A 24648-nucleotide genomic window follows, 5' to 3' on the forward strand; every position below is an offset into this window, starting at 1 on the left:
AAACCATCATGAGCTTGAAATCCATCCTCGCCGCGGCGGCCATCGCCGCGGCGGCGGCCGGTGCCGCCGTCCCGTCCCAGGCCGCCGATCCGCTGAAGATCGGCGTCCTGTTCCCGCTGTCCGGCCCGATGGCGCTGATCGGCAACGAGGCCTATCAGGCCGCCGAGGTCGCCCGCGACATGATCAACAAGCGCGGCGGCGTGCTCGGCCGTCCGGTGACCTACGCCGTCGCCGACGCGCCGGCCCCGACCGCCGCCAACGCCGAGGCGACCCGGCTGATCGTGCGCGAGAAGGTTCCGGTGATCGCCGGCAGCTACGCCAGTTCGCTTGCCCTGGCCGCCAGCGAGGTGGCGGAGCGCGAAGGCGCCCTGTATTGGGAGACCATCGCCGTCGCCGACAAGATCACCCAGCGCAAGTACAAGAACACCATCCGCCTGACCTTCAACGCATCGATGATGGGCCAGACGGCGGCGGACTTCGCCAAGGACATCGCCGGCAAGCTGGGCAAGGAACCGAAGGATCTGCGGATCGCCGTGATCTCCGAGGATTCGGAGTTCGGCCAGTCGGTCGGCGACGCGGCGGCGAACCAGACGAAGACCCTGGGCATGCAGCTGGTCGCCAACGAACGCTACAGCCGCACCGTGAACGACCTGTCGTCCCTGGTGCTCAGCCTGAAGGCGGCCAAGCCCGACGCGGTCATCGCGACCTCCTACCTGAACGACGCCGCCCTGTTCTGGCGCCAGGTCCGCGAACTGGACCTCCACATTCCGGCCATGATCGGCATCGGCACCGGCTACGCCCTGCCCGACTTCCTCGCCGCGACGGGCGCCAGCGCCGACGGCATCTTCGACGTGGACGCCCCGGCCTCGCCGAACGTCTCCAACCTGCCGGAGGCGACGCAGAAGCTGTACGCGGAGTTCATCGAAGGCTTCCGCGCCAAGGAGAAGCGCGATCCGGGTCCGCTGGGCCTGATCGCCTTCGGCGGCTTCTGGACGCTGTTCACGGACGTCATCCCGCGCGCGGGCTCGACCGATCTGGCGGCGCTGCGCAAGGCCGCCTACGCCACCGACCTGCCGGACGGCAGCCTGCTGACCGGCGCCGGGGTGAAGCTGAACCAGATCGGCGAGAAGGAAGCGGGGCAGAACACCCGGGCGCTGATCTCGGTCATGCAGTGGCAGGACGGCAAGCTGCAGGTCGTCTGGCCGCAGAGCGCCGCCAATGCCGAGATGCGCAAGGTTCCCCTGCCCAAGTGGAGCGACCGGTAACGGCGCCGGGCCATCGGCCCGACGGGACGGCTCCCTCTCCCAAGCTTGGGGGAGGGGACGTCCTTCTTGATTCCTCTTTCCAACGGCTCATCGGATGACGACAGGACCGTGATGACGCACTTGGCTCCCCCCTTCACCGTCACCCCCATCGACCAGTTGCGCCACGCCGCCGCGACGGCGCCCGGCGCGCGCGTCCGATGGAACGAGCACTCCCTGTCCTACGGGGATCTGCTGGACCGCAGCCTGCGCTGCGCGTCGGCGCTCCGGGGGCTTGGCGTCGGTCCGGGCGACCGGGTCGCCTTCTGGCTACCGAACGGCATCCCGTATCTCGACCTGTTCTTCGCCTGCCTGCACATCGGCGCCATCGTCGTCTCGGTAAACACCCGCTTCCGCCGGGCCGAGGTCGAATCCATCGTCAGCCGCACCGGCGCGTCGGCCATCGTCGTCTGGCCGGGCTTCAAGAACATCCCGTTCCTGACCATGCTGGGCGAACTCGATCCGGCCGCGATGGCATCGCTGCGTTTGGCGGTCCTGTGCGAAGACGATGGCCGGTCCGGCTTCCCGCTGCCGGGCTTGCGGGTCGTTCATCACCGCGACCTGCTGGCCGAGGCGGCCGGCGAAAGCGCCGCCGCGCCGGAACTGCCCTGCATCATCTTCCCGACCTCGGGCACCACCGGCCTTCCCAAATTCGCCCTGCACCACCAGGGCGCCGTCGCCCACCACGCCGCGCAGGTGGCCGCCGCCTTCGGCTATGACGCCGCCGACGCCCATCTCCTGCAAGCCATCCCGTTCTGCGGCGTGTTCGGCTTCTCGCAATTCGCCGCCACCCTGGCCGGCGCCGCGTCCGTCACGCTGATGAACCTGTTCGAGCCGGTGGAGGCCCGCGACCTGATCCGGTCGCGGTCGATCACCCACCTGAACGGACCGGACGACCTCTTCAAGCGCCTGCTCGACGTCTGCCCGGAGGACAAGCCGTTTCCGTCCCTGCGCGACTGCCTGATCGCCTCCTTCAACCCGACCCTGGCCCTGTTCCCGGAAGAGGCGGAGCGGCGCGGCGTGCCAATGACCAACGGTTTCGGGATGAGCGAGATCTTTTCGTTCTTCTCACGACAGGCCCCGAACGCCCCGATCGGCCTGCGCAAGCTGTCTGGCGGCCATCCGGTCAATCCCAAGGCGCGGGTCCGGGTGCGCGACACCGCCACCGGGCGCGTCCTGCCGCCGGGCGGGATCGGCAGCCTGGAGATCGCGTCGGACACGCTGTTCTCCGCGTATTTCGGCAATCCCGAAGCAACCCGGGCCGCCTTCACCGAGGACGGCTTCTTCATCACCGGCGATCTGGCGACGATGCGGGTGGATGGCGGATTCATCTTCAAGGGCCGCAGCGGCGACGTCCTCCGCCTCGGCGGCTTCCTCGTCGATCCGGCGGAGATCGAGGCGGTGCTGCAACGCGACGGCAGCGTGGAAACCGCCGTGGTCGTCGAAGCGGCGACGGAGCGCGGCAACAAGCCGGTGGCCTTCCTGCGCCTGCGCGAGGGCGCCGTTCTCGACGAGGCCGCCCTGCGCGAGCGTGTCGGCGCGGCGCTGGCCGATTTCAAGATTCCGGCGCGTTTCGTCGTGGTGGACCAGTTCCCGACGGCGATGAGCCCCAACGGAGAGAAAATCCAGCGTGGCAAACTGAAGGAGCGGGCACAGCTGACGTTTTCCGCAGGCGGCTGACGCGCACCGCGCACTGCCTCCGGCATTCACCAATTCCCGCAACAATTCCTGTCGCCGCAAAACAAGGACCCAACCATGGCCGAAACTTTCAATGCCTTTGTGATCGAAGACGTGGACGGCAAGCCCAAGGGCGGCTTCAAGCAACTCACCCTCGCCGACCTGCCGGACAACAACGTGCTGGTCGAGGTCGCCTATTCCACCGTCAACTACAAGGATGGGCTCGCGGTCAGCGGCAAGGGGCGTATCGCCCGCAAGCTGCCGATGGTTGCCGGCATCGATCTGGCTGGCACGGTGGTCGAATCCCGCTCCTCCGCATGGAAGCCCGGCGACAAGGTGGTGACCAACGGCTGGGGCCTGTCGGAAACGCACTGGGGCGGCTACACCCGTTTCCAGCGTCTGAAACCCGAGTGGCTGACCCGCTTGCCGAACGCCTTCTCGCTGGAAGAGGCGATGGGCATCGGCACCGCCGGCTACACGGCGGCGCTCTGCGTCGATGCCCTGGAGGCATGGGGCGCGATCCAGCCGGGCGGCAAGGAGGTTCTGGTCACCGGGGCCGCCGGCGGTGTCGGTTCGGTCGCGGTGGCGCTGCTCGCCAAGCGCGGCTGCCCGGTGGTGGCCTCAACCGGCCGGCCGGAGACTCACGATTATCTGCGCAGCCTCGGCGCCAGCGGATTCATCGACCGCACCGCCCTCCAGGAGAAGGGCGCCCCCTTGCAGAAGGAGCGCTGGGCCGGCGGCGTCGACTCGGTGGGCGGGCAGACGCTGGTCAACGCGCTGTCGCAGACGATCTGGGGCGGTGCCATCGCCGCTTGCGGTTTGGCCGGCTCCTCCGATCTGCCGGGAACGGTCCTGCCGCACATCCTGCGCAGCGTGGCGCTGTTGGGAGTTGATTCCGTCATGGCCCCGCAAGACCGTCGGAACGCCGCCTGGACACGGCTGGCCCGCGATTTGGACTGTGGCCTGCTGAAGACGATGTATGAGGTGCAGCCATTCCAGGCGCTGCCGGATCTGGCAAGCCGGATCCTGGCCGGTCAAATTCGCGGCCGCGTCGTCATCGACGTTCGCGGCTGAGGAGGCAGCCCCTCCTCGTGGCGGCCACCCTTCCGCTCCGGGTGGCCGCCACCCACCGGCCAGAGACTCAGATCAGGCAACCCCTCGCGCTCGGCCATCAAGCGGCATGACATGAGAGAAATCGCCCATCGGATGCTGTTCTACAACCGCCCAGCATTCTGGTCGCCGATCCTGGCGCGCGGTTGCAGTGAACCATTCTAAGGTTCCGCGGAGTGCGGTTTACAGGTGCTTCCGTAACGGTTTATGGTTCCACCCCGGTTTGAGATGATGTGGTGGACGGCCCTTTCACCAAATGCCGGTGAGCAGCGTTGACCGTCGAAGAAACCACCTCATAGAAGCCGACCATGGGCGTGACGACAATCGGTCTGGATCTGGCGAAGAATGTTTTCCAGGTTCATGGCATCGACGGCGACGGGAAGGTTCTGGTCCGGCGGCAGTTACGACGGAGCGAGGTGCTAAAGTTCTTTCAAGGCCTGCCGGCGTGCCTGATGGGGATAGAGGCGTGTGGCACGGCGCACCATTGGGCGCGGGAAATTGCGGCACTGGGTCATACGATGAAGTTGATGCCACCCGCCTACGTCAAACCGTACGTGAAACGGGGAAAGACCGACGCGGCGGATGCCGAGGCGATCTGCGAGGCGGTGACCCGGCCGACGATGCGCTTCGTGGCGGTCAAGACCATCGATCAGCAGGCCGCCTTGATGCTCCACAAGACTCCGGACCTCTTGGTCCGGCAGCGAACGATGCTGATCAACGCCTTGCGCGGTCACCTCGCGGAATTCGGCATCATCGCGGCGAAAGGGCCAAGTGGGACAAAAGCCGCCATCGAGGCTTTGCACGAGGCGCAGGATCGTCTTCCGGAGTTGGCGCGACGGGCACTGCACGGCCTCGTCGAACAACGCCGCCTGCTCGGCGAGGAGATCGACCGGCTGGAGGCGCGCATTCTGGAGTGGCACCGTGCCAGCGACGCGAGCCGCCGTTTGGCGACGATCCCCGGCATTGGGCCGATCACCGCGAGCGCGATCGCCGCGGCGGTGCCGGACGGGACGTTGTTCCGGTCCGGCCGGCAGTTCGCCGCCTGGCTCGGCCTGACACCGAAAGCCCACAGCAGTGGCGGGAAGGAGCGGCAGACGGGGATCAGCAAGCAAGGCGATGGTTACCTCCGCCGCCTGCTGGTCGTGGGCGCCACGGCGGTCATGCGGTTGGCGCGCCAAGACAACGCGGCTCGATGCTGGGCGGCGAAGCTGCTGGAGCGCAAGCCCGCCAAGCTCGCCGCCGTCGCCCTGGCCAACAAAACGGCGCGCATTGCCCGGGCGGTGCTGACGCGCGGCGGGACCTATGCGGCGGCGACCGCCGCGTAGTCGAGGTTCGGCTCGGCAGCAGACCAAGGTCCTGCCGAGGCGGATGGCGTAAGGGTGGTGAGACGTGATGACGAACCGGTCAGACCGGAGATCGACCAAACCCACGGGGACCAAGCGCCCGAGAGCGCGCTGAGGTGATTTGGGCGTCGATCCGCGGACTTCATCAAGGCCAGCGACCAGAGGTCGCGACGACAGGCCGGACACATGGATGCACCCGACCAACCGTCAACACGAATTCGCCTCTTGCGCCGAGAGGGCCGTCCACCACAGCATCTCAGATGCCTCGCTTCTTCGCAGAAGGGATCTGACAGAACGGATACGAAGACCAGTTCTCCAATCTCGTCCGCCGCATGAAGCCAGGTGACCGGCTCGCTGTGAAGGCTTGCTTCGTGCGAAAGTACAGGCTTCCGTTCGACACTGGCGAGAAGTCGGTTTCGGCCATGCGGATCAAGGCGACCGGCACGATCACCGAGAATCTCGGCGATGGCCGGACGGTGAGAGTCGCCTGGGATCCGCCTTTCGAACCGCGCGACTGGTACTTCTACACCTACCACACGACCATCGTCGAAGCGGGCATGGAGAACGAGACCGCGCGCCACTTAGTCGATTTCGTCTTCCGGGGCGCGGCGCAGGACTACGCTTGGTGGCTGGCGCGGCCCTACTGGGCCGAGAAGTATGGTGTCCGGCCCGAGGCGGCCGCGACGGCGCCCCCGACGGAATCCCAAGCCATTGATGCCGATGAGGACGAAATCGCTGAGGTCGAGGAGGAGCCGACTTACACCATCGACGATATCATTGCCGACGGCTGCTTCCTGTCCCGCGAGGAGCTTGCCGGCATCCTCGAGTGCTGGCGCTCGAAGAAGAACCTTGTTCTCCAGGGACCTCCGGGCACAGGCAAGACCTGGATGGCGAAGCGCCTCGGCTTCGCGCTCGTCGGCTCGAAGGATCTGGAGACGTCCCGTTCCCGGCTGCGCGTCGTCCAGTTCCATCCCTCGCTCGCCTACGAGGACTTCGTACGCGGGTGGCGGCCCTCCGGCGACGGGCGGCTCTGCCTCGTCGACGGCATCCTGATGCAAGCAATCGAAGCCGCGGCGAGCGAACCGGACCGGCCGTTCGTGCTCGTTATCGAGGAGATCAACCGCGGGAACCCGGCACAGATCTTCGGCGAAATGCTGACGCTCTTGGAGAACACCAAGCGCCGTCCGTCAGAGGCGATCGAGCTCGCCTACCGCAAGGAGGCTGGCGAACGCGTCCATGTGCCGGAGAACCTCTTCGTGATCGGCACGATGAACGTCGCGGATCGTTCCCTCGCCATCGTCGATCTCGCGCTGCGTCGCCGCTTCGCCTTCGTCGACCTTGAACCGCGGCTCGGTGCGGCTTGGCGCGCGTGGTGCGCGACCCGCGGGCTCGACGAGGTGATGTGCGCGGAGATCGAAGCCCGGGTCGGCGCGCTCAACGACGACATCGCCGCCTCGGCATCGCTCGGACCACAATTCCGGATCGGGCATTCCTACGTGACGCCCGACATCGACGAGACGATCCGCGACGGCCGCTCGTGGTTCCGCGCGAAGGTCGAGACGGAAGTCGGTCCCCTCCTGGACGAGTACTGGTACGACGCCCCGGAGACGGCGAAGGCCGCGCGGGAGAAGCTGCTCGCTCGGCTCGTCTGATGCCGGCAACGAACGGCGCGGATCCACCTCGCGGGGAACGCCGGATCGGCCGCATCCCGGTCCGGAACCTCTGGCTGCTGATGCTCTATGCCTCGGAGCTGACGCGGACCCGGGAAGCCTTCGACGCCATGGTGGATGAGGATCCCGAGGATCTGCCCGACTTAGTGGCGCGCCTCCTCGCCGACGCCGTCGAGCGCCGGCTCCGGCGGAATCTCACCCGCGGCTACCACCGTCGCGAGATGGCGCTCGCGCGAGTCCGAGGGCGCATCGACGTCCTGACGACCGAATCGCGGCAGCTTCTCTCGAAAGGAGAGGTCTTCTGCCGCTTCGAGGATCTGTCGATGGACACGCCGCGGAACCGGCTCGTTCGCGCGGCGCTCGATCGGATGGCACGCCTCGTCCGCGACGCCGGCACGGCTCACCGTTGCCGTTCCCTGGCGACCGACCTATCCCAGGCGGGCGTGGGTGGAGTGCGGCCGTCGCGCGCCGACTTGGCCGCCGATCAGATTGGCCGGAACAACGCCGACGACCGCTTCATGGTCGCGCTCGCTCGGCTCGCCTTCGATCTGGCGCTTCCCACCGAGGAGGCGGGCCCGACGCCCTTCGCCGCTCCGGATCGCGAAGAGGCGTGGGCGCGCCGGCTGTTCGAGAAGGCCGTGCTCGGTTTCGCCCGGGTCGAACTGGAACCTCGGGGATGGCGTGTTCGTGGCAGCACCCCGCTCGAATGGCAGGTGTCGTCCGCTACGGCGGGGCTTCCTGCGATCCTGCCGTGCATGGTGACGGACATCGTGCTCGACCCGCCGAACTGCGGTCGACGCGTGGTAATCGATACGAAATTCACATCGATCCTGGCGAGCGGCCGTTTCTGCGGGGCGACGCTCAAGAGCGGGTACCTCTATCAGATGTACGCCTACCTGCGATCCCAGGAAGGCCCCGACCCGAGATGGGATGACGCGGCGGGCCTCTTCCTGCACCCGGCCATCGGCGCCGTGCTCCACGAGCGCGCCGTGATTCAGCGTCACGCGATCTCCTTCGCCACTATCGATCTCAGCGGGTCGGCAGTGGCCATCCGGGACGGGTTACGGAGTCTCCTCCGTGCCGGCCTTGACAGCGAACGATCCAAAGACGGGTCAAGTGCGTAGCTGTGTACACGGCGTAGTCAACTCCACGGCAACGATTTGCCCCGTGCCGGCATCGACGCCGACGTGGAATTTGCGCCGGGATCGGCGCGTCTTGGAGCGGTGCTTCTCGACCCGCCACTCGCCCGGGCCGCTGAGTTTCAGCCCCGTGCTGTCGACCAGCAGGTGCCATGGACCAGCGGTCTGCGGACGGATTTTCACGGCCAGGGTGCGGGCTCGGCGGCTCAGGGTTGTGTGATCGGGCACCGGCAGGTCGAGCTGGAGCAACTGCATCAGCGAGCCGATCAGCCCCTCGGTCTGGCGGAAGGCCATGTGGAAGAGCGCCCGCAACGTCAGGGCGGTTTCGATCGCCACGGCCGAGTACCGCGGTTGCCCGCCGCGCGTGGTCCGTGGGGCGGCGCGCCAAGGCTGGATGGTGTCCTCGCTGAACCACATGGTCAAACTGCCGCGCTGGCGTAGCCCTGCCTCATAAGCCGTTCAATTAGTCACGCGGTACTTGGCACGAGGAAACAGGTGGCGATGGGCGGCGCGGTGTTTGAACGGCATAGGGCGGCAGTGGTGGCGGGCATCAGCAGGGCCGGTCTTTACGCCAATTCGCAAACCGCGCCAATTCCGCATCCGCGCACCACGCTGGCTGGGCGACCGCATCATCATCTGCACCGCCGCCGGCCTCGTCGTCATCGACCGGGAAACCGGTGCGCCGGTCCCCGACGATGACGCGCCCGGCCATGACCCCGCCGCCGATTTCTGCCAGTTCTGCCTGCCCATCCTGCACGGCAAGGCCGCCACCCCGGTGGTGGCCGAACCGCCCCTTCCCGCCGTCGGCACCGCCCGGTGCGAGCCGCCACTCACCACCGAATCCTGGATGCCCGGACGCCGTTTCGGCGCCGCGTGGCCGGGCGGGCCGCCGCCGTCGCGTCCGCTCTGACCCGACCGTTCAGACCGCTTCGTTCCGACCGCCCGGGCGCCGGCTGCCCCGGCGGACGGACACGCCCTCCCCTCGACCCCGCCGCTTAGCCGAACCAGCCGGCGACGTTGCCGGTCTGGCCGAGGATGGTGATGCGGTTGCCCGAGCCGACGTCGAGGGTGGTGTTGCCGCCCTCCACCCGCGCCGAGCGGATCACCGCGCCGAGGTCCATGCCGGCGTCGTAGAGCGCCAAACGGTCCACACCCGCCTGGAAGTCCATCACCACCGATCCGCCCGATGCCCGACCGAAGGCGAAGACGTCCGCCCCGGCGCCGCCCCACAGCGTGTCCGCACCGCCGTCGGCGAACAGCACGTCGTTGCCAGCCCCGCCGTTCAGCAGGTCGTTGCCCGCCCCGCCGAACAGCGTGTCGGCGCCCTCCTCGCCGAACAGCGTGTCGTCGCCGCCGTCGCCGCTGGCCAGGTCGTCGCCCGCGCCGAGCCCGATCAGGTCGCGCCCCGCCCCGCCCAGCGCCACGTCGTTGCCCAACCCGCCGCTGATCGTGTCGTCGCCCGCGTCGCCGATCAGGAAGTCGTTGCCCACCCCGCCGAACAGCAGGTCGTTGCCAGCCCCGCCGGACAGCGTGTCGTCGCCCTCCTCGCCGGTCAGCGTGTCGTCGCCGTCCTCGCCGAACAGGATGTCGCGGCCCGTCCCGCCGAACAGCGCGTCGTTGCCGACGCCGCCGCCGACCAGGTCGTTGCCCTCGCCGCCGAACAGCCAGTCGTCGCCCTCGCCGCCCATCACCACGTCGTCGCCGTCGTCGCCGTACAGCGTGTCGTTGCCGCCGGCGCTGGCGATCGTGTCGTTGCCGCCGCCGCCGTGCAGGATGTCGTCGCCGGCCCCCAGGTACATGTACTGCTGGTGGTCGTCGCCGTAGACGATCTGCTCGCCGTCGCCGCCGACCAGCGTGGCGTTGCCGACCACCGCCGCGAATTCGACGTTGTCGAGCTGGATGGTCACCGGGCCCGCCGCCGCTGTGGTGTTGAGCACCACCGCGGTCGGCGCCGTGCTGGCGACGCCGGTGCCGCCCAACGTGTTGCCGGTCACCTTGGTCTGCACCGCCTGGCCGGCGGTCGCACCCGGGGTGCTGAAGTCGATGGCGCGCACCAGAAGCTGGGCCTGGGTGGAGAGCACCGAGAGGAAGCCCGAACCGCCGCCGGTCAGGTTGCCGCGCGAGGCCGTGCCGGCGTCGGTGCGTGCCTCGATGGCGGCGATCAGGCCGGCCAGCCCGGTCTGTGCCTCCGCGGCGGTCTGCCGCTCGGCGCTGCCCGAGGTGGTGACGGCCACGCCGTTGGAGACGCTGACCGTCAGGGTGGTGACGGTGGACACCGCACCGGTCTGCCGGTCGACCACCTGCTCGCGCACCACCGGCACGTCGGCCAGATCGGCGTTGGCGGTGCTGCTGTCCTCGACCCGGCCTTCATTGCTGGCCGCGATGGTCACGGTGGTGACGCGCTTCCCATCGCTGCCGGTGGTGATCGCGCCGTTGACGGTGGCGCCGTCCACGGTGGCCGTCGGCGGCGGGGCGACCGGGGCGGGCTTCTCCGCGGTGGCGGTGAGCTTCTGCGTCGCCGCGGTGAAGGGCGGCGAGGCGTTGCCCGCCGGGTCGGTCAGGCCGAGGGTCAGGGTGAGCGTGCCGTCGCCCAGGCCGGCGAGGTCCAGCCCGGTCACCCGCATGGTCGGGCCGCTCATCACGCCGCTGCCGGTGACTTGGCCGCCGCCGGCCGAGGTGATCGTCCAGGTGAAGCTGGTCCCGGCCTCGCCGCCGCTGATGGTGAAGGCGGCGCTGGACTGCTCGATGGCGTCGATGCTGTCGTCCTCGAACAGCACGCTGGCCGTCGGCGGGGTGGTGTCGACGGTCAGCGACTGCGTGCCGGGGACTGAGATGTTGCCGGCGGCATCCGTGGCAGTGGCCGAGACCGGATTGGCGCCGTTGGCGTTGAGGCTGAGCGTGCCGGTGACCGGTGTGGCGGTGGCGAGGTTGAGGCTCCAGGCGCCGCCGTTCGTGGCGGTGGTGATGTAGGTGGCGCCGCCGACGGTGACGGTGACGGTGCTGCCGGCCTCGGCCGAACCGGTGAGGGTCGGGGTCGTGCTGTTGCTCAGCGCCGTGGTGACGGTCGGCGCATCGGGCAGCGTGGTGTCGATGACCAACGACTGGGTGCCCGGCGCCGAGACGTTGCCCGAGGCATCGGTCGCCGTGGCCGAGACGGGGTTGGTGCCGTTCGGGTTGAGGCTGAGCGAACCGGCGGTCGGTGTGGCCGTGGCGAGGTCGACGGACCAGTTCCCGCCGGTTGCCGTGGTGGTGTAGGTGGCGCCGCCGACCGTGACCGTCACCGTGCTGCCGGCCTCCGCCGTGCCGGTGAGGGTCGGCGTGGTGCTGTTGGTCAGCGCTGTGGCGACGGTCGGCGCATCGGGCAGCGTGGTGTCGATGGTCAGCGACTGCGTGCCGGCCGAGGAGGTGTTGCCCGCCGCGTCGGTGGCGGTGGCCGAGACCGGGTTGGCGCCATTGGCGTTGAGGTTCAACGAACCGGTTACCGGCGTCGCGGTGGCGAGGTCGATGGACCAGTTTCCGCCGGTTGCCGTGGTGGTGTAGGTGGCACCGCCCACCGTGACGGTGACGGTGCTGCCGGCCTCGGCCGTGCCGGCCAGGGTTGGCGTCGTGCTGTTGCTCAGCGCCGTCGTGACGGTCGGGGCGTTGGGCGGGGTGGTGTCGATGGTCAGCGACTGCGTGCCCGGCGTGGACACGTTGCCCGCCGCGTCGGTGGCCGTGGCCGAGACCGGGTTGGCGCCGTTGGCGTTGAGGCCGAGCGTGCCGGTTACCGGCGTCTCCGTGGCGAGGTTGAGGCTCCAGGCGCCGCCGTTCGTGGCGGTGGTGGTGTAGGTGGCGCCGCCCACCGTGACGGTGACGGTGCTGCCGGCCTCGGCCGTGCCGGCGAGGGTGGGGGTCGTGTTGTTGCTCAGCGCGGCGCTGGTGACTGCCGGGGCGTTGGGCAGCGTGGTGTCGACAGTCAACGACTGCGTGCCGGCGGAGGAGACGTTGCCCGCCGCGTCGGTGGCGGTGGCCGAGACCGGGTTGGCACCGTTGGCGTCGAGGCTGAGCGAGCCGGCGGTCGGTGTCGCCGTGGCGAGGTTGAGGCTCCAGGTGCCGCCGTTCGTTGCGGTCGTGGTGTAGGTCGCCCCGCCGACCGTGACCGTCACCGTCGCACCGGCTTCCGCCGTGCCGGTCAGGGTCGGGGTGGTGCTGTTGGTCAGCGCCGTGGTGACGGTCGGAGCGTTGGGCGCCGTCGTGTCGATGGTCAGCGACTGCGTGCCGGGGCCGGACACGTTTCCGGCGGCGTCGGTGGCGGTGGCCGAGACCGGGTTGGCGCCGTTGGCGTTGAGGTTCAGCGACCCCGAGGTCGGCGTCGCGGTGGCAAGGTTGATGGACCAGTTCCCACCCGTCGCCGTGGTGGTGTAGGTGGCGCCGCCCACCGTGACGGTAACGGTGCTGCCGGCCTCGGCCGTGCCGGCGAGGGTGGGGGTCGTGTTGTTGCTCAGCGCGGCGCTGGTGACTGCCGGGGCGTTGGGCAGCGTGGTGTCGACAGTCAACGACTGCGTGCCGGCGGAGGAGACGTTGCCCGCCGCGTCGGTGGCGGTGGCCGAGACCGGGTTGGCACCGTTGGCGTCGAGGCTGAGCGAGCCGGCGGTCGGTGTCGCCGTGGCGAGGTTGAGGCTCCAGGTGCCGCCGTTCGTTGCGGTCGTGGTGTAGGTCGCCCCGCCGACCGTGACCGTCACCGTCGCACCGGCTTCCGCCGTGCCGGTCAGGGTCGGGGTGGTGCTGTTGGTCAGCGCCGTGGTGACGGTCGGAGCGTTGGGCGCCGTCGTGTCGATGGTCAGCGACTGCGTGCCCGGCGTGGAGACGTTGCCCGCGGCGTCGGTGGCGGTGGCCGAGACCGGGTTGGCGCCGTTGGCGTTGAGGCTCAGCGAGCCGGCGATCGGCGTCGCCGTGGCGAGGTCGATGGACCAGTTTCCACCCGTCGCGGTGGTGCTGTAGGTCGCCCCGCCCACCGTGACGGTCACCGTGCTGTCGGCTTCGGCGGTGCCGGCCAGGATCGGCGTCGTGCTGTTGCTCAGCGCCGTGGTGACGGTCGGAGCGTTGGGCGCCGTCGTGTCGATGACCAACGACTGCGTGCCCGGCGTGGAGACGTTGCCCGCGGCGTCGGTGGCGGTGGCCGAGACCGGGTTGGCACCGTTGGCGTTGAGGCTCAGCGAACCGGCGGTCGGCGTCGCCGTGGCGAGGTTGAGGCTCCAGGTCCCGTTGGTCGCCGTCGTGGTGTAGGTCGCCCCACCCACCGTGACGGTCACCGTGCTGTCGGCCTCCGCCGTGCCGGTCAGGGTCGGTGTCGTGCTGTTGCTCAGCGCGGCGCTGATCACCGTCGGAGCGCTGGGCGGCGTGGTGTCGATCACCAGCGACTGCGTTCCGGCGGTGGAGGTGTTGCCGGCGGCATCGATGGCGATTGCCGAGACGGCGTTCGTACCGTTGGCGTTGAGGCTCAGCACACCGGAGACCGGCGTGGCCGTGGCGAGGTTAAGGGACCAGTTCCCACCCGTCGCGGTGGTGGTGTAGGTCGCGCCGCCCACCGTGACGGTGACGGTGCTGTCCGCTTCCGCCGTGCCGGTCAGGGTCGGCGTCGTGCTGTTGCTCAGCGCCGTCGTGACGGTCGGGGTGTTCGGAGCCGCGCTGTCTATGGTCACCGTCAACGCGCTGGAGGCCGATGACGTGCCGGTGGCGTCGCTCGACACAGCGGTCAGGGAATGAGCGCCGTCACCCAGCGAAGCCGTCGTGACGGTCCACAGGCCGTTGGCATCGGCCGTCACCGTGCCCAGCGCCGTCGCACCCTCGTACAGAACCACGGTGGTGAAGGCCTTGGCTTGGCCGGTGATCGCCGGAGCCGTGACGTTGGTCAGCGTGTCCGTCGTCGAACCGCTGTTGGACGCGGTCGTCAACGCCAGGCTCGCCGGAGTCGGCGGAACGTTGCGGAACAGGGTGAGGCTGGTGAAGCTGCCGACCAAGGCGTCGAGGTCGCCGTCGCCATCAATGTCCACGATGCTCGGCGACCCCATCATCCCGGCATTGCTCAGCCCGAAGGGATTGGTACCGATCAGTGTGAAGCTGGGCGCCGTCGCCGTGCCGACGTTGCGGTAGACCACCGTGTCACCGGTGAGGTTGCCGACCAGGACGTCGAGGTCGCCGTCGCCGTCGATGTCCACCATGGTCGGCGACGCCTGCGCCCCGGAATTGCCGAGGCCGAAGGGATTGGTGCCGACCAGCGTGAAGCTGGGCGCCGTCGCCGTGCCGACGTTGCGGTAGAACAGCGTGTCGCCGCCCTGGCTGCCGACCAGGATGTCGAGATCGCCATCGCCGTCGAGGTCCGCGATGCTCGGCGACGCGAGGGGGATGAAATTGCTGAGCCCGAAGGGGTTGGTGGCCTCCAGGGTGAAGCTGGGCGCCGTCGCCGTTCCGACGTTGCGCAGGAACAGCAGGGAGCCGGAGTTGCTTCCGACCAGGACGTCGAGGTCGCCGTCGCCGTCGATGTCCGCGAAGGCCGGAGTGGCCATCGTCGCGCCGCTCAGCCCGAAGGGGACGGTGGCAGCGTCCAGGGTGAAGCTGGGCGCGGTCGCGCTGCCGACGTTGCGGTAGAATTGAAGATTGATGCCGATGTTTCCGACCAGCGCGTCGAGGTCGCCGTCGCCGTCGATGTCGACGAAGACCGGCTTGGCTTGGGGGAAGAGACCAGTGAGGCCGAAGGGGTTGGTGGCTTCCAGGACGAAGCTGGGGTCGCCCGCCACACGGACGGCCTGACCGGTCAGCGCGCCCGCGGCGTTGCCGGCCGCGTCCGCCGTCTTCGCGCCGGAGCCCGGCGGCGTGTAGTCCACCGTGACGCTCTGGTAGGCTGTAGCCCCGCCGTCGAGCGTCAGGGTCACCGTCTTGCCGCTGGTGGCGACCGCGGTGACCGTCCGCGCCACGCCGCCCACCATCACCGTGAAGGCGCCGGCCGGAGTCTGGGCACCGTCCAGCAGTTCCGAATAGGTCAGGGTCAGCTGCGTCCCGTTCAACGTCGCCGAAGCGAGCGTCGGCGCCTTGGTGTCGATGGTCAGCGTCAGGGCCGTCGAGGCCGACGAGGTGCCGTTGACGTTGCTCGACCTGACGGTCAGCGAGTGTGTGCCATCGCTCAGCGAGGCGGTGGTGAGCGTCCACAGGCCGGAGGAGGCGTCGGCCGTCACCGTGCCGATGGCCGTTGCGCCGTCGTACAGCACCACCGTCGACGAGGCGACCGCGGTTCCGACGATCGCCGGCGCCGTGACGTTGGTCAGCGTGTCGGTCGTCGATCCGCTGTTCGAACCCGCCGTCAGCGTCGGCGCCGTGGGGGTCGCGGGCGGCGGCGTGGTGTTCCGGAAGAGGACCGTCTTGCCATCGGCTCGGCCGAGCAGCGCGTCGAGGTCGCCGTCACCGTCGATGTCCGCGAAGGTCGGCTTGGCGTTGTCGGCAACGTTGCCCAGGCTGAAGGGGTTGGTGCCTTCCAGCGTGAAGCTGGGCGCCGTCGCCGTCCCGACGTTCCGATAGAGGACCGTGTCGCCATTCACGTTGCCGATCAGCGCGTCGAGATCGCCGTCCCCGTCGATGTCCACGAGGACCGGTGTGGCGTTGTTTCCGGCATTGCCGAGGCCGAAGGGATTGGTGCTCTCCAGCGCGAAGGTGGGCGCCGTCACCGTTCCGATGTTCCGATAGAAGAAAGTGTTGCCATCCGCGTTGCCGATCAGGGCATCGGGATCGCCGTCACCGTCGATGTCCACCAGGGACGGCGACGCGAAGCCCCCGGAATTGCTCAAGCCGAAGGGATTGGTGCCCACCAGGGTGAAGCTGGGCGCCGTCGCCGTCCCGTCGTTGCGGTAGACGACGATGCCGCCGCCCGCGTTTCCGGCCAGCAGGTCGAGGTCGCCGTCGCCGTCGATGTCCGCGAGGGCCAGCTTGGCAAAGGCGGGCATGCCGCCGCCGACGGTGTTCAGGCCGAAAGGATTGGTGCCCACCAGGGTGAAGCTGGGCGCCTCCGCAGTCCCGACATTGCGATAGACGACGATGTTGGCGTACCAATCGCCGACCACCGCGTCGAGATCGCCGTCGCCGTCGATGTCGGCGAAGACCGGGGCGGACTGACCGACGAAGGTGCCGAGGCCGAAGGGGTTGGTGGCTTCCAGGGTGAACTTGGGATCGCCGCTCACGCGGACCGGCTGGCCGTTCAGGGCGCCCGCGGCGTTTCCGGCGGCATCAACGGTCTTGGCGCCGGAGCCCGGCGGGGTGTAGCTGACCGTCGCGCCCTCATAGAGCGAGGAGGCTCCGGCATCCAGCGTCAGGGTGACCGTCCGGCCGGCGGTGGCGACCGCGGTGACCGTGCGCACCACCCCGCCCACCGTCACCGTGAAGGCTCCGGCCACCGGCGCCTGGGTGCCGTCCAGCGCCTCCGAATAGGTCAGGGTCAGCCGCTTCCCGCTCAGCACCGCCGAGGTCAGCGTCGGTGCCGTCGTGTCGATGGTCACGTTCAGCGTGGAGGACGGCAGCGACGCGTTGGTGCCGTTGCTCGCCACGGCGGTCAGGGAGTGCGCGCCTTCGCTCAGCGAGGCCGCGGTGACGGACCACAGGCCATTGGCGTCGGCCGTCGTCGTGCCAAGCGCCACTGCCCCATCATACAGCACCACGGTCGTGCCCGCCTTGGCTTGGCCGGTGATCGCCGTCGCCGTGACGTTGGTCAGCGTGTCCGTCGTGGAACCGCTGTTGGACGCGGCGGTCAGCGCGAGGTTCGCGGGCTGCAATGGCAGATTGCGGAAGAGGATGATGTTGTTGCCGGTGGTGTCACCGCCGGCCAGTACGTCGAGGTCGCCGTCCCCGTCGATGTCCACGAGGCTCGGGACGGACTTGAAGGTGACGTTGCCCAGCCCGAAGGGATTGGTGCCCTCCAGCGTGAAGCTGGGCGCCGTCGCCGATCCCACGTTCCGGAAGAACAGCATGTCGCCGGCGAAATTGCCGATCAGCGCGTCGAGGTCGCCGTCGCCGTCGATGTCCTGGAAGGTCGGCTGGGCGTAGCTGCCGATGTCGGCCAGCCCGAAGGGGTTGGTGGCTTCAAGGGCGAAGCTGGGCGCCGCCGCCGTGCCAATGTTCCGGAAGAACAGCGTGGCGCCGTCATGATTGCCGATCAGCGCGTCAAGATGGCCGTCGCCGTCGATGTCCACGAAGGAGGGGGTGTTGGCGGAGCCGACATCACCCAGCCCGAAGGGGTTGGTGCCCACCAGGGTGAAGCTGGGAGCCGCCGCCGTGCCGACGTTCCGGTAGACCACCGTGTTGCCGTTGAAGTCGCCGATCAGCGCGTCGAGCGTGCCGTTCCCGTCGATGTCCACGAAGGTCGGGGCGGCGTTCATATCGAGCTGGCTCAACCCGAAGGGGTTGGTGCCAGCCAGCGTGAAGCTGGGCGCCGTCGCCGTTCCATCGTTCCGGTAGAAACGGATGGTGCCGTCGCTCATGCCGACCAGCGCGTCGAGGTCGCCGTCGCCGTCGATGTCGGCGAAGGTCGGGATCGACCAGGGGCCAGTGGTGTCGAGGCCGAAGGGGTTGGTGCCTTCCAGGACGAAGGACGGGTCGGCCACCTCCCGCACCGGTTGGCCGGTCAGCGCGCCCGCGGCGTTGCCGGCCGCGTCCGCGGTCTTCGCGCCGGAGCCCGGCGGCGTGTAGTCCACCGTGACGGCTTGGTAGGCGGAGGTCGTTCCGGCATCCAGCGTCAGGATGACCGTCTTGCCGCTGGTGGCGACCGCCGTCACCGTCCGCGCCACGCCGCCCACCATCACCGTGAAGGCCCCGGCCGGAGCCTGGGCGCCGTTCAGCAGTTCCGAATAGGTCAGGGTCAGCTGCGTCCCGTTCAGCACAGCCGAGGTCAGCGCCGGCGGGGTGGTGTCGGGCGTGGTGTTGGTGACCGGCTGGGCGGTGAAGCTGGCGGCGTCGTCACCGCTGGTGGACTGGATGGCGTTGGCGTCGTTGCCCGCGGTGGGGTCGGTGTAGGCGACGGTGACCGTGTCCGTATCGGTGACCGGCTGGGCGAGCGTCAGAGTCACCGTCTTGTTGGTGCTGTCCACGGCGACGCCGCTGACCGTGACCGTGGTGCCGCCGACCTTGACCTCGAAGGCGCCGGCCGCCGGCGGGTTGGCCGCGTCCAGCGCGCTGTCGTAGGTGAGCACCAGCGTCGCGCCGTCCACCGACGCGCTCTGCAGAACCGGCGGGATGGCGACCGTCACCATGACGGAACTGGATACGACCGAACTGGTGAGGTCAATGCCGGTGGAAATCGCGTGGACGCTGATTGGGAACGCGCCGGACGTGTCCGTGCCGGAGGACGTCACGTCGAAGGTCAGCGTGAAGACGTCGCCTTGACTGATGATCGCAGCGATCGCGGGGGTGAGACTGACGTTTCCCACCGACCAGCCGCTCGGGGCATCGACACCGAACGTGATCGAGGAACCGATCAGTGTCCTCATCTGCGTGGCCGTCACGGTGAAGGACACCTGCTGCGGCGTTCCCGGCGTGAAGGCGATGGTCGGGTTCGTCGGTACGACCGTCAGGAATGGGGTGTAGGTGGCCGTGTTGGCGATCGTGACCGTGGCGACCTTATCGATCGCCGTGGAGTTGCTGGAGGCCCCGCTGTCGGTGATGGAGCGCAGAACGATCGAGCGGGTCTCGCTGCTGCCGTAGTTCGTGCTGGCCGCGTCCGTGTTCTTGTAGGCGATACCGTCGATCAGCGTGCCCATGCCGCCGTTGCTCAGCGCCATGCCGCTCAGCGTCACCGTGGCGACGCCGTTCGCCAGCGTGACCGCGTAGCTGCCGCTGGTGAAGCTGCCCGAGGTGCCGTTGCTCAGCGCGATGTCGGTGCCGCCGATGCTCAGGAACTCGGTGCTGCCGGTGCCGCCGACGTTGTGGACAGTCAGCACCATGCCGGTGAAGGTCTGACCATTGTCCACCGTCGAGGCGGTCACCCCGTCGAACAGGTCGGTGCCGCTGCTGCCTTGGCCGGATGAGAAGCCGCCGTTCTTTGTCGTCAGCGTCATCGTCGGCGGCACGCCGTTCGGGTCAGGCGTGGTGTTGGTGACCGACCGGCCGGTGAAGCCGGCGGCGTCGAGGCCGCCGCCGAAGGACTGGATGGCGTTGGCGTCGTCGCCCGCGGTGGGGTCGGCATAGGAAACGCTGACCGCGGCGCCGTGGGCGACCGGCTGGGCGAGCGTCAGCGTGACCGTCTTGTTCGCGGTGTTCACGGCAACGCCGCTGACGGTCACCGGGGAACCGCCGGCCAGGACGGTGAAGCTGCCCGCGGACGGAATGTTCACGGCGTCGAGCGCCGTGTCGTAGGTCAGCACCAGCGACGCGCCGTTGACCGCGGCGCTTTGCAGGACCGGCGTCGGGGGGACGCCGATGTTGACCACGGCGGAGATGCCGGTGAGGGTGCCGATGTTGTTGCTGCCGCCGCTGTCGGTAACGCTGGCGAGGGTGATGATGCGCTGGCCATCGGACGGTGTGCCGGCGCTGTTGTTGTAGTAGAAGCCGTCAAGGAGGGACTGCATTTCGTCAGCCGACAACCGCAGGCCGCTGACCGTCACCGTCAAGGTGCTGCCGCTGAGCGTGGCGCCGCCGGTGACCCCAGAGCTGCCGCTCATCAAGCTGGCACCGTCGGCCAAATTCATGATGGAGGACATGCCCCCGGGGACCATGAAGATCAGGTATTCCGACGCACCGTCCAAGACGCCGGTCACGGTGAAGGTCAGGCCGGTGAAGACCTGTCCCAGATCATTGGCGTTCGCCGTGACCGACGAGAACAGGTCCGCCGGGCTTGAGGAGTTGGTGAAGGTCGTCGCGTTGCCCGTCGCCGTCAGGCTCGGGGCGTTGACCGTGCGGGTGGCCGTGGCCAGGGTGGCGAAGCGGGTGTCGGGGAGATCCAGGCCCGACAGGTTCTGCAGGACGTTGGCGGTGTCGTTGCCGGCCGGATCGCTGTAGGTGAAGCGGACGTAGTCCCCCTGAGCGAACGGGCTCGCCGTGGTCAGAACCAACTTATTGCCGGAGATGACCGCCGAGCGCAGATCGACCTTCGTGCTGCCCACGAGAATAGCGTCGGTGCCCAGGTCCAGCGGAATATAGCTGTCGACGGCGCCGAAACTGGAAAGCAGCAACGGACTCTGGGCGTCCAGGGTCTGATCGAACGTGACGATGATGACGTTTTCGCCGACATAGGCATCGATGGCCGTGACGGACGGCGGCGTGGTGCTCGGATCGGGCGAATTGTTGGTGACCGACTGGCCGGTGAAGCTGGCGGCGTCGCGCCCGCTGGGGTCGGCCTGGATGGCGTGCGCGTCGTCGCCCGCGGTGGGATCGGTGTAGGAGACGGCGACCGTGTCGCCATAGGCGACCACCCGGCCGAGCGTCAGCGTGACCGTCTTGCCGGCGCCGTCCACGGCGACGCCGCTGACGGTGACCGGGGTACCGCCGACCGTGACGGTGAAGGCGCCCGCCGCCGGCGGGTTGGCGGAATCGAGCGCCACATCATAGGTGAGCACCAGCGAATCGCCGGTCACCGCGGCGCTTTGCAGGACGGGAGCCGGCGGCGCTGCGGCCACGGTGACGGTGGCGGAGACGCCGGTGAGGCTGGCGGTGTGGTTGTTGCCGCCGTCGTCGGTGACGCTGGTGACGGTGATGACGCGACTGCCGGCAGTCACGTTGCCGGACATGGGGGACCCGTTGAAGGTGCCGCCGGTGTAGTTGATGTAGGACAGGCCGTCGATCAGCGTCGCCAGTTGGGCGTTGGTGTGGTTCAGCCCGGTCAGGGTGACGGTCACCGTCGTGCCATTGACCGCCACGTTCGCGAAGACGCCCAGCCCGGACCCGGTGATTCCCGGCAAGGGCGTCGGGCCGCCGCCGGCGACCGACAGGGGAAGGGGATTGCTGCCGATGCCGAGCAGCGCCTCGGCGTCGCTGACGTTGGTGATCGTCAGGGTCAGGCCGGTGAAGACCTGCCCCGTGTCGTTGGTGTCCGCCGTCACCCCGGAGAACAGATCGACGCCCGAGGCCGATCCCTGGGTGAAGGTCGGCGTGCCGCCCGTCGCCGTCAGGGTGGGCAGGGTCGAAGCCGACGCACCGACATTGACGGTGCTGGAGACGCCGGAGATGCTGGCGGTGTTGTTGCTGCTGCCATCGTCCGTGACGCTGGTGACGGTGATGACGCGCTGGCCGTTGGACGGGGTGCCGGCAGTGTTGTTGTAGACGAGGTCGTTGAGGAGCCACCCCATGTCGGCATCCGACGCCTCCAGACCCGTGAGCGTTACGGTCGCCGTGCTGCCATTGACGATAACGGCCCCGGTAACAATGGCTCCGCCCGGCTGCATCGGATTCGCGGTGCCATTGCCGTTGATCAGGCTAAGCTGAAGGGGATTGGTCGCGCCGGGTATGTAGAAGGTCAAGGATTCCGCCGCACCGTCCTGGACACCCGTCACGGTCAGCGTCAGGCTTGTGAAGACCTGCCCCGTGTCGTTGGTGCTGGCCGTGATCGACGAGAACAGATCCACCGGGCTGGCGTTGAAGGTCGTCGTGCCGCCCGTCGCCGTCAGCGTCGGAGAGGTATCGGGACGGGATTGCGGGACGATATGGGCAGCGGTGAAAGTCGCGACATCGATTCCACTGGAGCTTTGCAAAACCCCGTTGACATCGTCGCCAGGCGGGTCGCCGTATACGAGACCGATGTCATCGCCTGGGGTAAGTGTGCGGTTGATCGCAAGCGTCAGCGTGTCACCGGTGATGGATGCCGACAATATTTGGTACGTGTTGCCATTGATTTCGATCGCTCCGTTACCGCCATTGTTCGGCTCAGAAAAATACGACAGCGACGGCAGGCTGCTGCTATCAAGATTTCCGTCAAATTTCAGCGTGACCGCCGTATCACCGGGGTAGGCGGTGACGCTTACGAGAGCGGGAGCGACCATCACCCCCCGGTAGGAATCGATCCGCAGCGGAGTGGTCCGCACCGCGCCGTGCACCCAGTCGAGGTCCCAGTCGCCGCCCCGGTCCGCAGCACCCGTGAGCGTCCGCGAGGCCGCGACGTTGGCCCCCGTCGCATCCGCCAGCGCGGTGAGGAAGTCGGCGCCCCGGCCCGACGCCACGTTGCAGCCGTAGAGCAGGATGTCGCCATCCGGGGCCAGGCTGGAGGCGATGGACGCCAGTTCCTCGACGCGCTGCGCCAGGGCCCCGGTATCGAACCGGCCGGAGCCGAGCTGGAAGCCACCTTCGAAGCCGTGGCTGAGCACATGAATGGCGTGAATGTCGCGGCGGCCATCCAGCGCCCGTGCCATCGCCGCCATGCCGTCGGCCCGGCTGTCGATCAGGAAGACCTCGATGCCGGACGGCATCTCGGCCTTCAGCGCCTGCCAGTCATCGAGCGCCATGTCGATGAACGCGATCTCAAGTCTCGACGTCGCGGGAACGCCCTCACAGCCCAGGAAAGCGGGGGCGGGCCGGGACACGGTCGAATGGAGCATGGCAAGCATTCCTCGAAGGGGTTAGGCGCTTTGAGACCTCCCTTCGGCCTATACACACACAAGTTGCTTTAGTAAAATGCAGGGTTCTGAAGACCGGAATTCACGCCATGAATTTGAACCGTATCGACTTGAATCTGCTGGTGGTTTTCGACGCGATCGCGCGCACCGGCTCCGTGAAGGATGCCGCTCCGCAACTGGCGCTAAGCCAACCGGCGGTCAGTCATGCGCTGAACAGGCTCCGGGTCCTGATGGACGACCCGCTGTTCGTGCGCGCCCGCAACCGGCTTGTGCCGACGGAGCGGGCGCAATCAATGATTGGCCCGGTGGCGGGGATCCTCCAATCCGTCCGCACCCTGATGAACACCGACGGATCGGACGCCGTCGAGGACAGCCGTCATTTCCGGATCGGCATCAGCGACTTCGCCGCCCTGACCATCGTGCCCAGGCTGACCCGGAAGCTTCAGCAGATCGCCCCCAACGTGACGCTGGAAATGATCAACGTCGGTGAGAACACCCTGAGTCAACTGGCCGGCGGTGAGCTCGATTGCACCTTCTGGGGGCTTCAGCCACCGGAATCACCCTACCTGTCACAATTCCTCTTTCATGACAGCTTCGTCGGGTTCTGTTGCGCGGACCACCCATTGATGGAGTTGATCGACGATGGTATTTCTCTTGATGAGTATTTGCGCTACCCACACGCGATCGCCCAGTTCCGCGCCTCGGGTTTGAGCCCGATCGATGTCTTTTTGAAGGGCATCGGACGTCACCGGAGCATCGCCCTGCGCTCTCCGAGCTTCATGAGCAACATCACCGCCATCGTCGGGACGAAGATGATCGCCACCCTGCCGTCACGCCTGGAATCGATCGCTCTGTCGCAAGGCCTGCTGTCGTTCCCGCTGCCGTTCCTGATTCCGAATTTCAATTACTCGCTGGTCTGGCACCGCCGCACGGAGGCCGACCCTTCCGGCACCTGGCTGCGGCGTCTGCTGATGGAGATGCGCTGAGCGGGGCGTTGCTCATCGGCGCCGGCACGGCCATGAGATCAACCGCAAGCGGGTTCGCCGCCTGATGGCGCGGATGGGCTTGCAGGCGGTCTACCAGCGTCCGAAGACGACGGTGCGGCACCCCGAGCACAAGATTTGGCCGTACTTGCTGCGCGACCTGACCATCGACCGACCCAACCAGGTCTGGTGCGCTGACATCACCTACCTTCCGATGCGCCGGGGCTTCCTGTCCCTGGTGGCGGTGATGGATTGGGCGACGCGCAAGGTCCTGAGCTGGCGGCTGTCGAACACCATGGACGTCGAGTTCTGCCTGGAGGCAGTGGAGGAGGCGATGGCGCGGCCGGTGGATCGACGACGACAACGCCGACCGGCCGCACTCCGCACTCGGTGGCAGAACCCCAGCGGAGGCCTGCGAGGGCACACCCAACCAGATCAGTTTGGCGGCATAACACAAACCTGAACCAAGCTTATCCCAGCCGCAATTCTGTCCGGGAAACGGGGACCAGCTCAATCCAGACCGCTCTCCAGGCATACCCTTGTTCATCTTGGAATCGCACCTCACTCCAGGCCAGAGACACGGTGCTACGACCTCTTGATCGTGGGCATCGACGGCACAGAGGTTGGGCATGAGCATAGCCGCCCTGCATCGAACCGATTGACCAGGGCAATTTCACAAGCCCCCATCCCCCGGCCTACCCTGGCGGCATGACGTAATGGCCGCTGAGGGAGGGTGTCATGAGCATCCTGCGTAGTTTCGCCCGCGATTGGGCACGCTGGTCGAGGGCCGAGCGCGAAGCCGCCGTGGTCTTCGTTGTCGTGGCGCTCGTGTCCCCCGCCACGTGGCTGCTGTGACGGCTCCGTAAT

General features: G+C 68.2%; 9 protein-coding genes and 2 pseudogenes. 9 read left to right on the forward strand and 2 right to left on the reverse strand.

Annotation, left to right across the window (positions count from 1 at the left end):
- The first annotated feature begins 8 nt into the window (after positions 1 to 8).
- The 6 genes from H1Q64_RS17800 to mcrC all read left to right on the forward strand — a co-directional run bounded on the left by H1Q64_RS17800 (position 9) and on the right by mcrC (position 8225).
- Positions 9 to 1265, forward strand: a complete 1257-nt coding sequence (locus tag H1Q64_RS17800) for an ABC transporter substrate-binding protein (protein ID WP_237906438.1) — start codon at positions 9 to 11, stop codon at positions 1263 to 1265.
- A 111-nt stretch (positions 1266 to 1376) separates the two neighbouring features.
- On the forward strand, positions 1377 to 2981 hold the full coding sequence (locus tag H1Q64_RS17805) for an AMP-binding protein (RefSeq protein WP_237906439.1): 1605 nt from the start codon (positions 1377 to 1379) through the stop codon (positions 2979 to 2981).
- A 75-nt stretch (positions 2982 to 3056) separates the two neighbouring features.
- The gene (locus H1Q64_RS17810) at positions 3057 to 4052 is read left to right on the forward strand and encodes an MDR family oxidoreductase (protein WP_237906440.1); all 996 of its coding nucleotides are present in this window, start codon (positions 3057 to 3059) and stop codon (positions 4050 to 4052) included.
- A 344-nt stretch (positions 4053 to 4396) separates the two neighbouring features.
- Positions 4397 to 5413 carry an IS110 family transposase gene (locus H1Q64_RS17815; RefSeq protein WP_237906441.1) on the forward strand — a complete coding sequence of 339 codons (1017 nt, stop codon included), beginning with the start codon at positions 4397 to 4399 and terminating at the stop codon, positions 5411 to 5413.
- Between the two features lie 440 nt (positions 5414 to 5853).
- Positions 5854 to 7083 (forward strand): McrB family protein, encoded by a 1230-nt coding sequence (locus H1Q64_RS17820; RefSeq protein ID WP_237906442.1) that lies wholly within the window; start codon positions 5854 to 5856, stop codon positions 7081 to 7083.
- Positions 7083 to 8225, forward strand: coding sequence for a 5-methylcytosine-specific restriction endonuclease system specificity protein McrC (gene mcrC / locus H1Q64_RS17825; RefSeq protein WP_237906443.1), 1143 nt, complete (start codon positions 7083 to 7085; stop codon positions 8223 to 8225). The genes H1Q64_RS17820 and mcrC overlap by 1 nt, the downstream gene beginning before the upstream one ends.
- On the opposite strand, the pseudogene H1Q64_RS17830 reads toward mcrC, so the two are convergent.
- Positions 8214 to 8684, reverse strand: a pseudogene (locus tag H1Q64_RS17830) (IS5 family transposase); the annotation flags it as partial. The gene mcrC and the pseudogene H1Q64_RS17830 sit on opposite strands and share 12 nt — an antisense overlap.
- A 73-nt stretch (positions 8685 to 8757) precedes the next feature.
- Here H1Q64_RS17830 and H1Q64_RS17835 point away from each other — a divergent pair.
- Positions 8758 to 9150: a hypothetical protein gene (locus H1Q64_RS17835; protein ID WP_237906445.1), complete on the forward strand. Its 393-nt coding sequence runs from the start codon at positions 8758 to 8760 to the stop codon at positions 9148 to 9150.
- A gap of 85 nt (positions 9151 to 9235) precedes the next feature.
- Here the strand turns inward: H1Q64_RS17835 and H1Q64_RS17840 are convergent, their stop codons facing one another.
- Positions 9236 to 22780, reverse strand: a complete 13545-nt coding sequence (locus tag H1Q64_RS17840; RefSeq protein WP_237906446.1) for an Ig-like domain-containing protein — start codon at positions 22778 to 22780, stop codon at positions 9236 to 9238.
- 107 nt (positions 22781 to 22887) lie between these two features.
- Between H1Q64_RS17840 and H1Q64_RS17845 the strand changes: the two genes are divergently transcribed.
- The gene (locus H1Q64_RS17845; RefSeq protein WP_237906447.1) at positions 22888 to 23784 is read left to right on the forward strand and encodes a LysR family transcriptional regulator; all 897 of its coding nucleotides are present in this window, start codon (positions 22888 to 22890) and stop codon (positions 23782 to 23784) included.
- A gap of 13 nt (positions 23785 to 23797) precedes the next feature.
- Positions 23798 to 24233: pseudogene (locus H1Q64_RS17850) on the forward strand (DDE-type integrase/transposase/recombinase); the annotation flags it as partial.
- Positions 24234 to 24648: the final 415 nt, after the last annotated feature.

Origin of the sequence: Azospirillum brasilense (genome assembly GCF_022023855.1) — a bacterium.
GTDB lineage: Bacteria > Pseudomonadota > Alphaproteobacteria > Azospirillales > Azospirillaceae > Azospirillum > Azospirillum brasilense_F.

What these genes read in the sequence shown, in the direction of transcription:
- H1Q64_RS17800 (WP_237906438.1), top strand. Translation starts at nt 9, where the DNA reads ATGAGCTTGAAATCCATCCTCGCCGCGGCGGCCATCGCCGCGGCGGCG.
- H1Q64_RS17805 (WP_237906439.1), top strand. Translation starts at nt 1,377, where the DNA reads ATGACGCACTTGGCTCCCCCCTTCACCGTCACCCCCATCGACCAGTTG.
- H1Q64_RS17810 (WP_237906440.1), top strand. Translation starts at nt 3,057, where the DNA reads ATGGCCGAAACTTTCAATGCCTTTGTGATCGAAGACGTGGACGGCAAG.
- H1Q64_RS17815 (WP_237906441.1), top strand. Translation starts at nt 4,397, where the DNA reads ATGGGCGTGACGACAATCGGTCTGGATCTGGCGAAGAATGTTTTCCAG.
- H1Q64_RS17820 (WP_237906442.1), top strand. Translation starts at nt 5,854, where the DNA reads ATGCGGATCAAGGCGACCGGCACGATCACCGAGAATCTCGGCGATGGC.
- mcrC (WP_237906443.1), top strand. Translation starts at nt 7,083, where the DNA reads ATGCCGGCAACGAACGGCGCGGATCCACCTCGCGGGGAACGCCGGATC.
- H1Q64_RS17840 (WP_237906446.1), bottom strand. Translation starts at nt 22,780, where the DNA reads ATGCTCCATTCGACCGTGTCCCGGCCCGCCCCCGCTTTCCTGGGCTGT.
- H1Q64_RS17845 (WP_237906447.1), top strand. Translation starts at nt 22,888, where the DNA reads ATGAATTTGAACCGTATCGACTTGAATCTGCTGGTGGTTTTCGACGCG.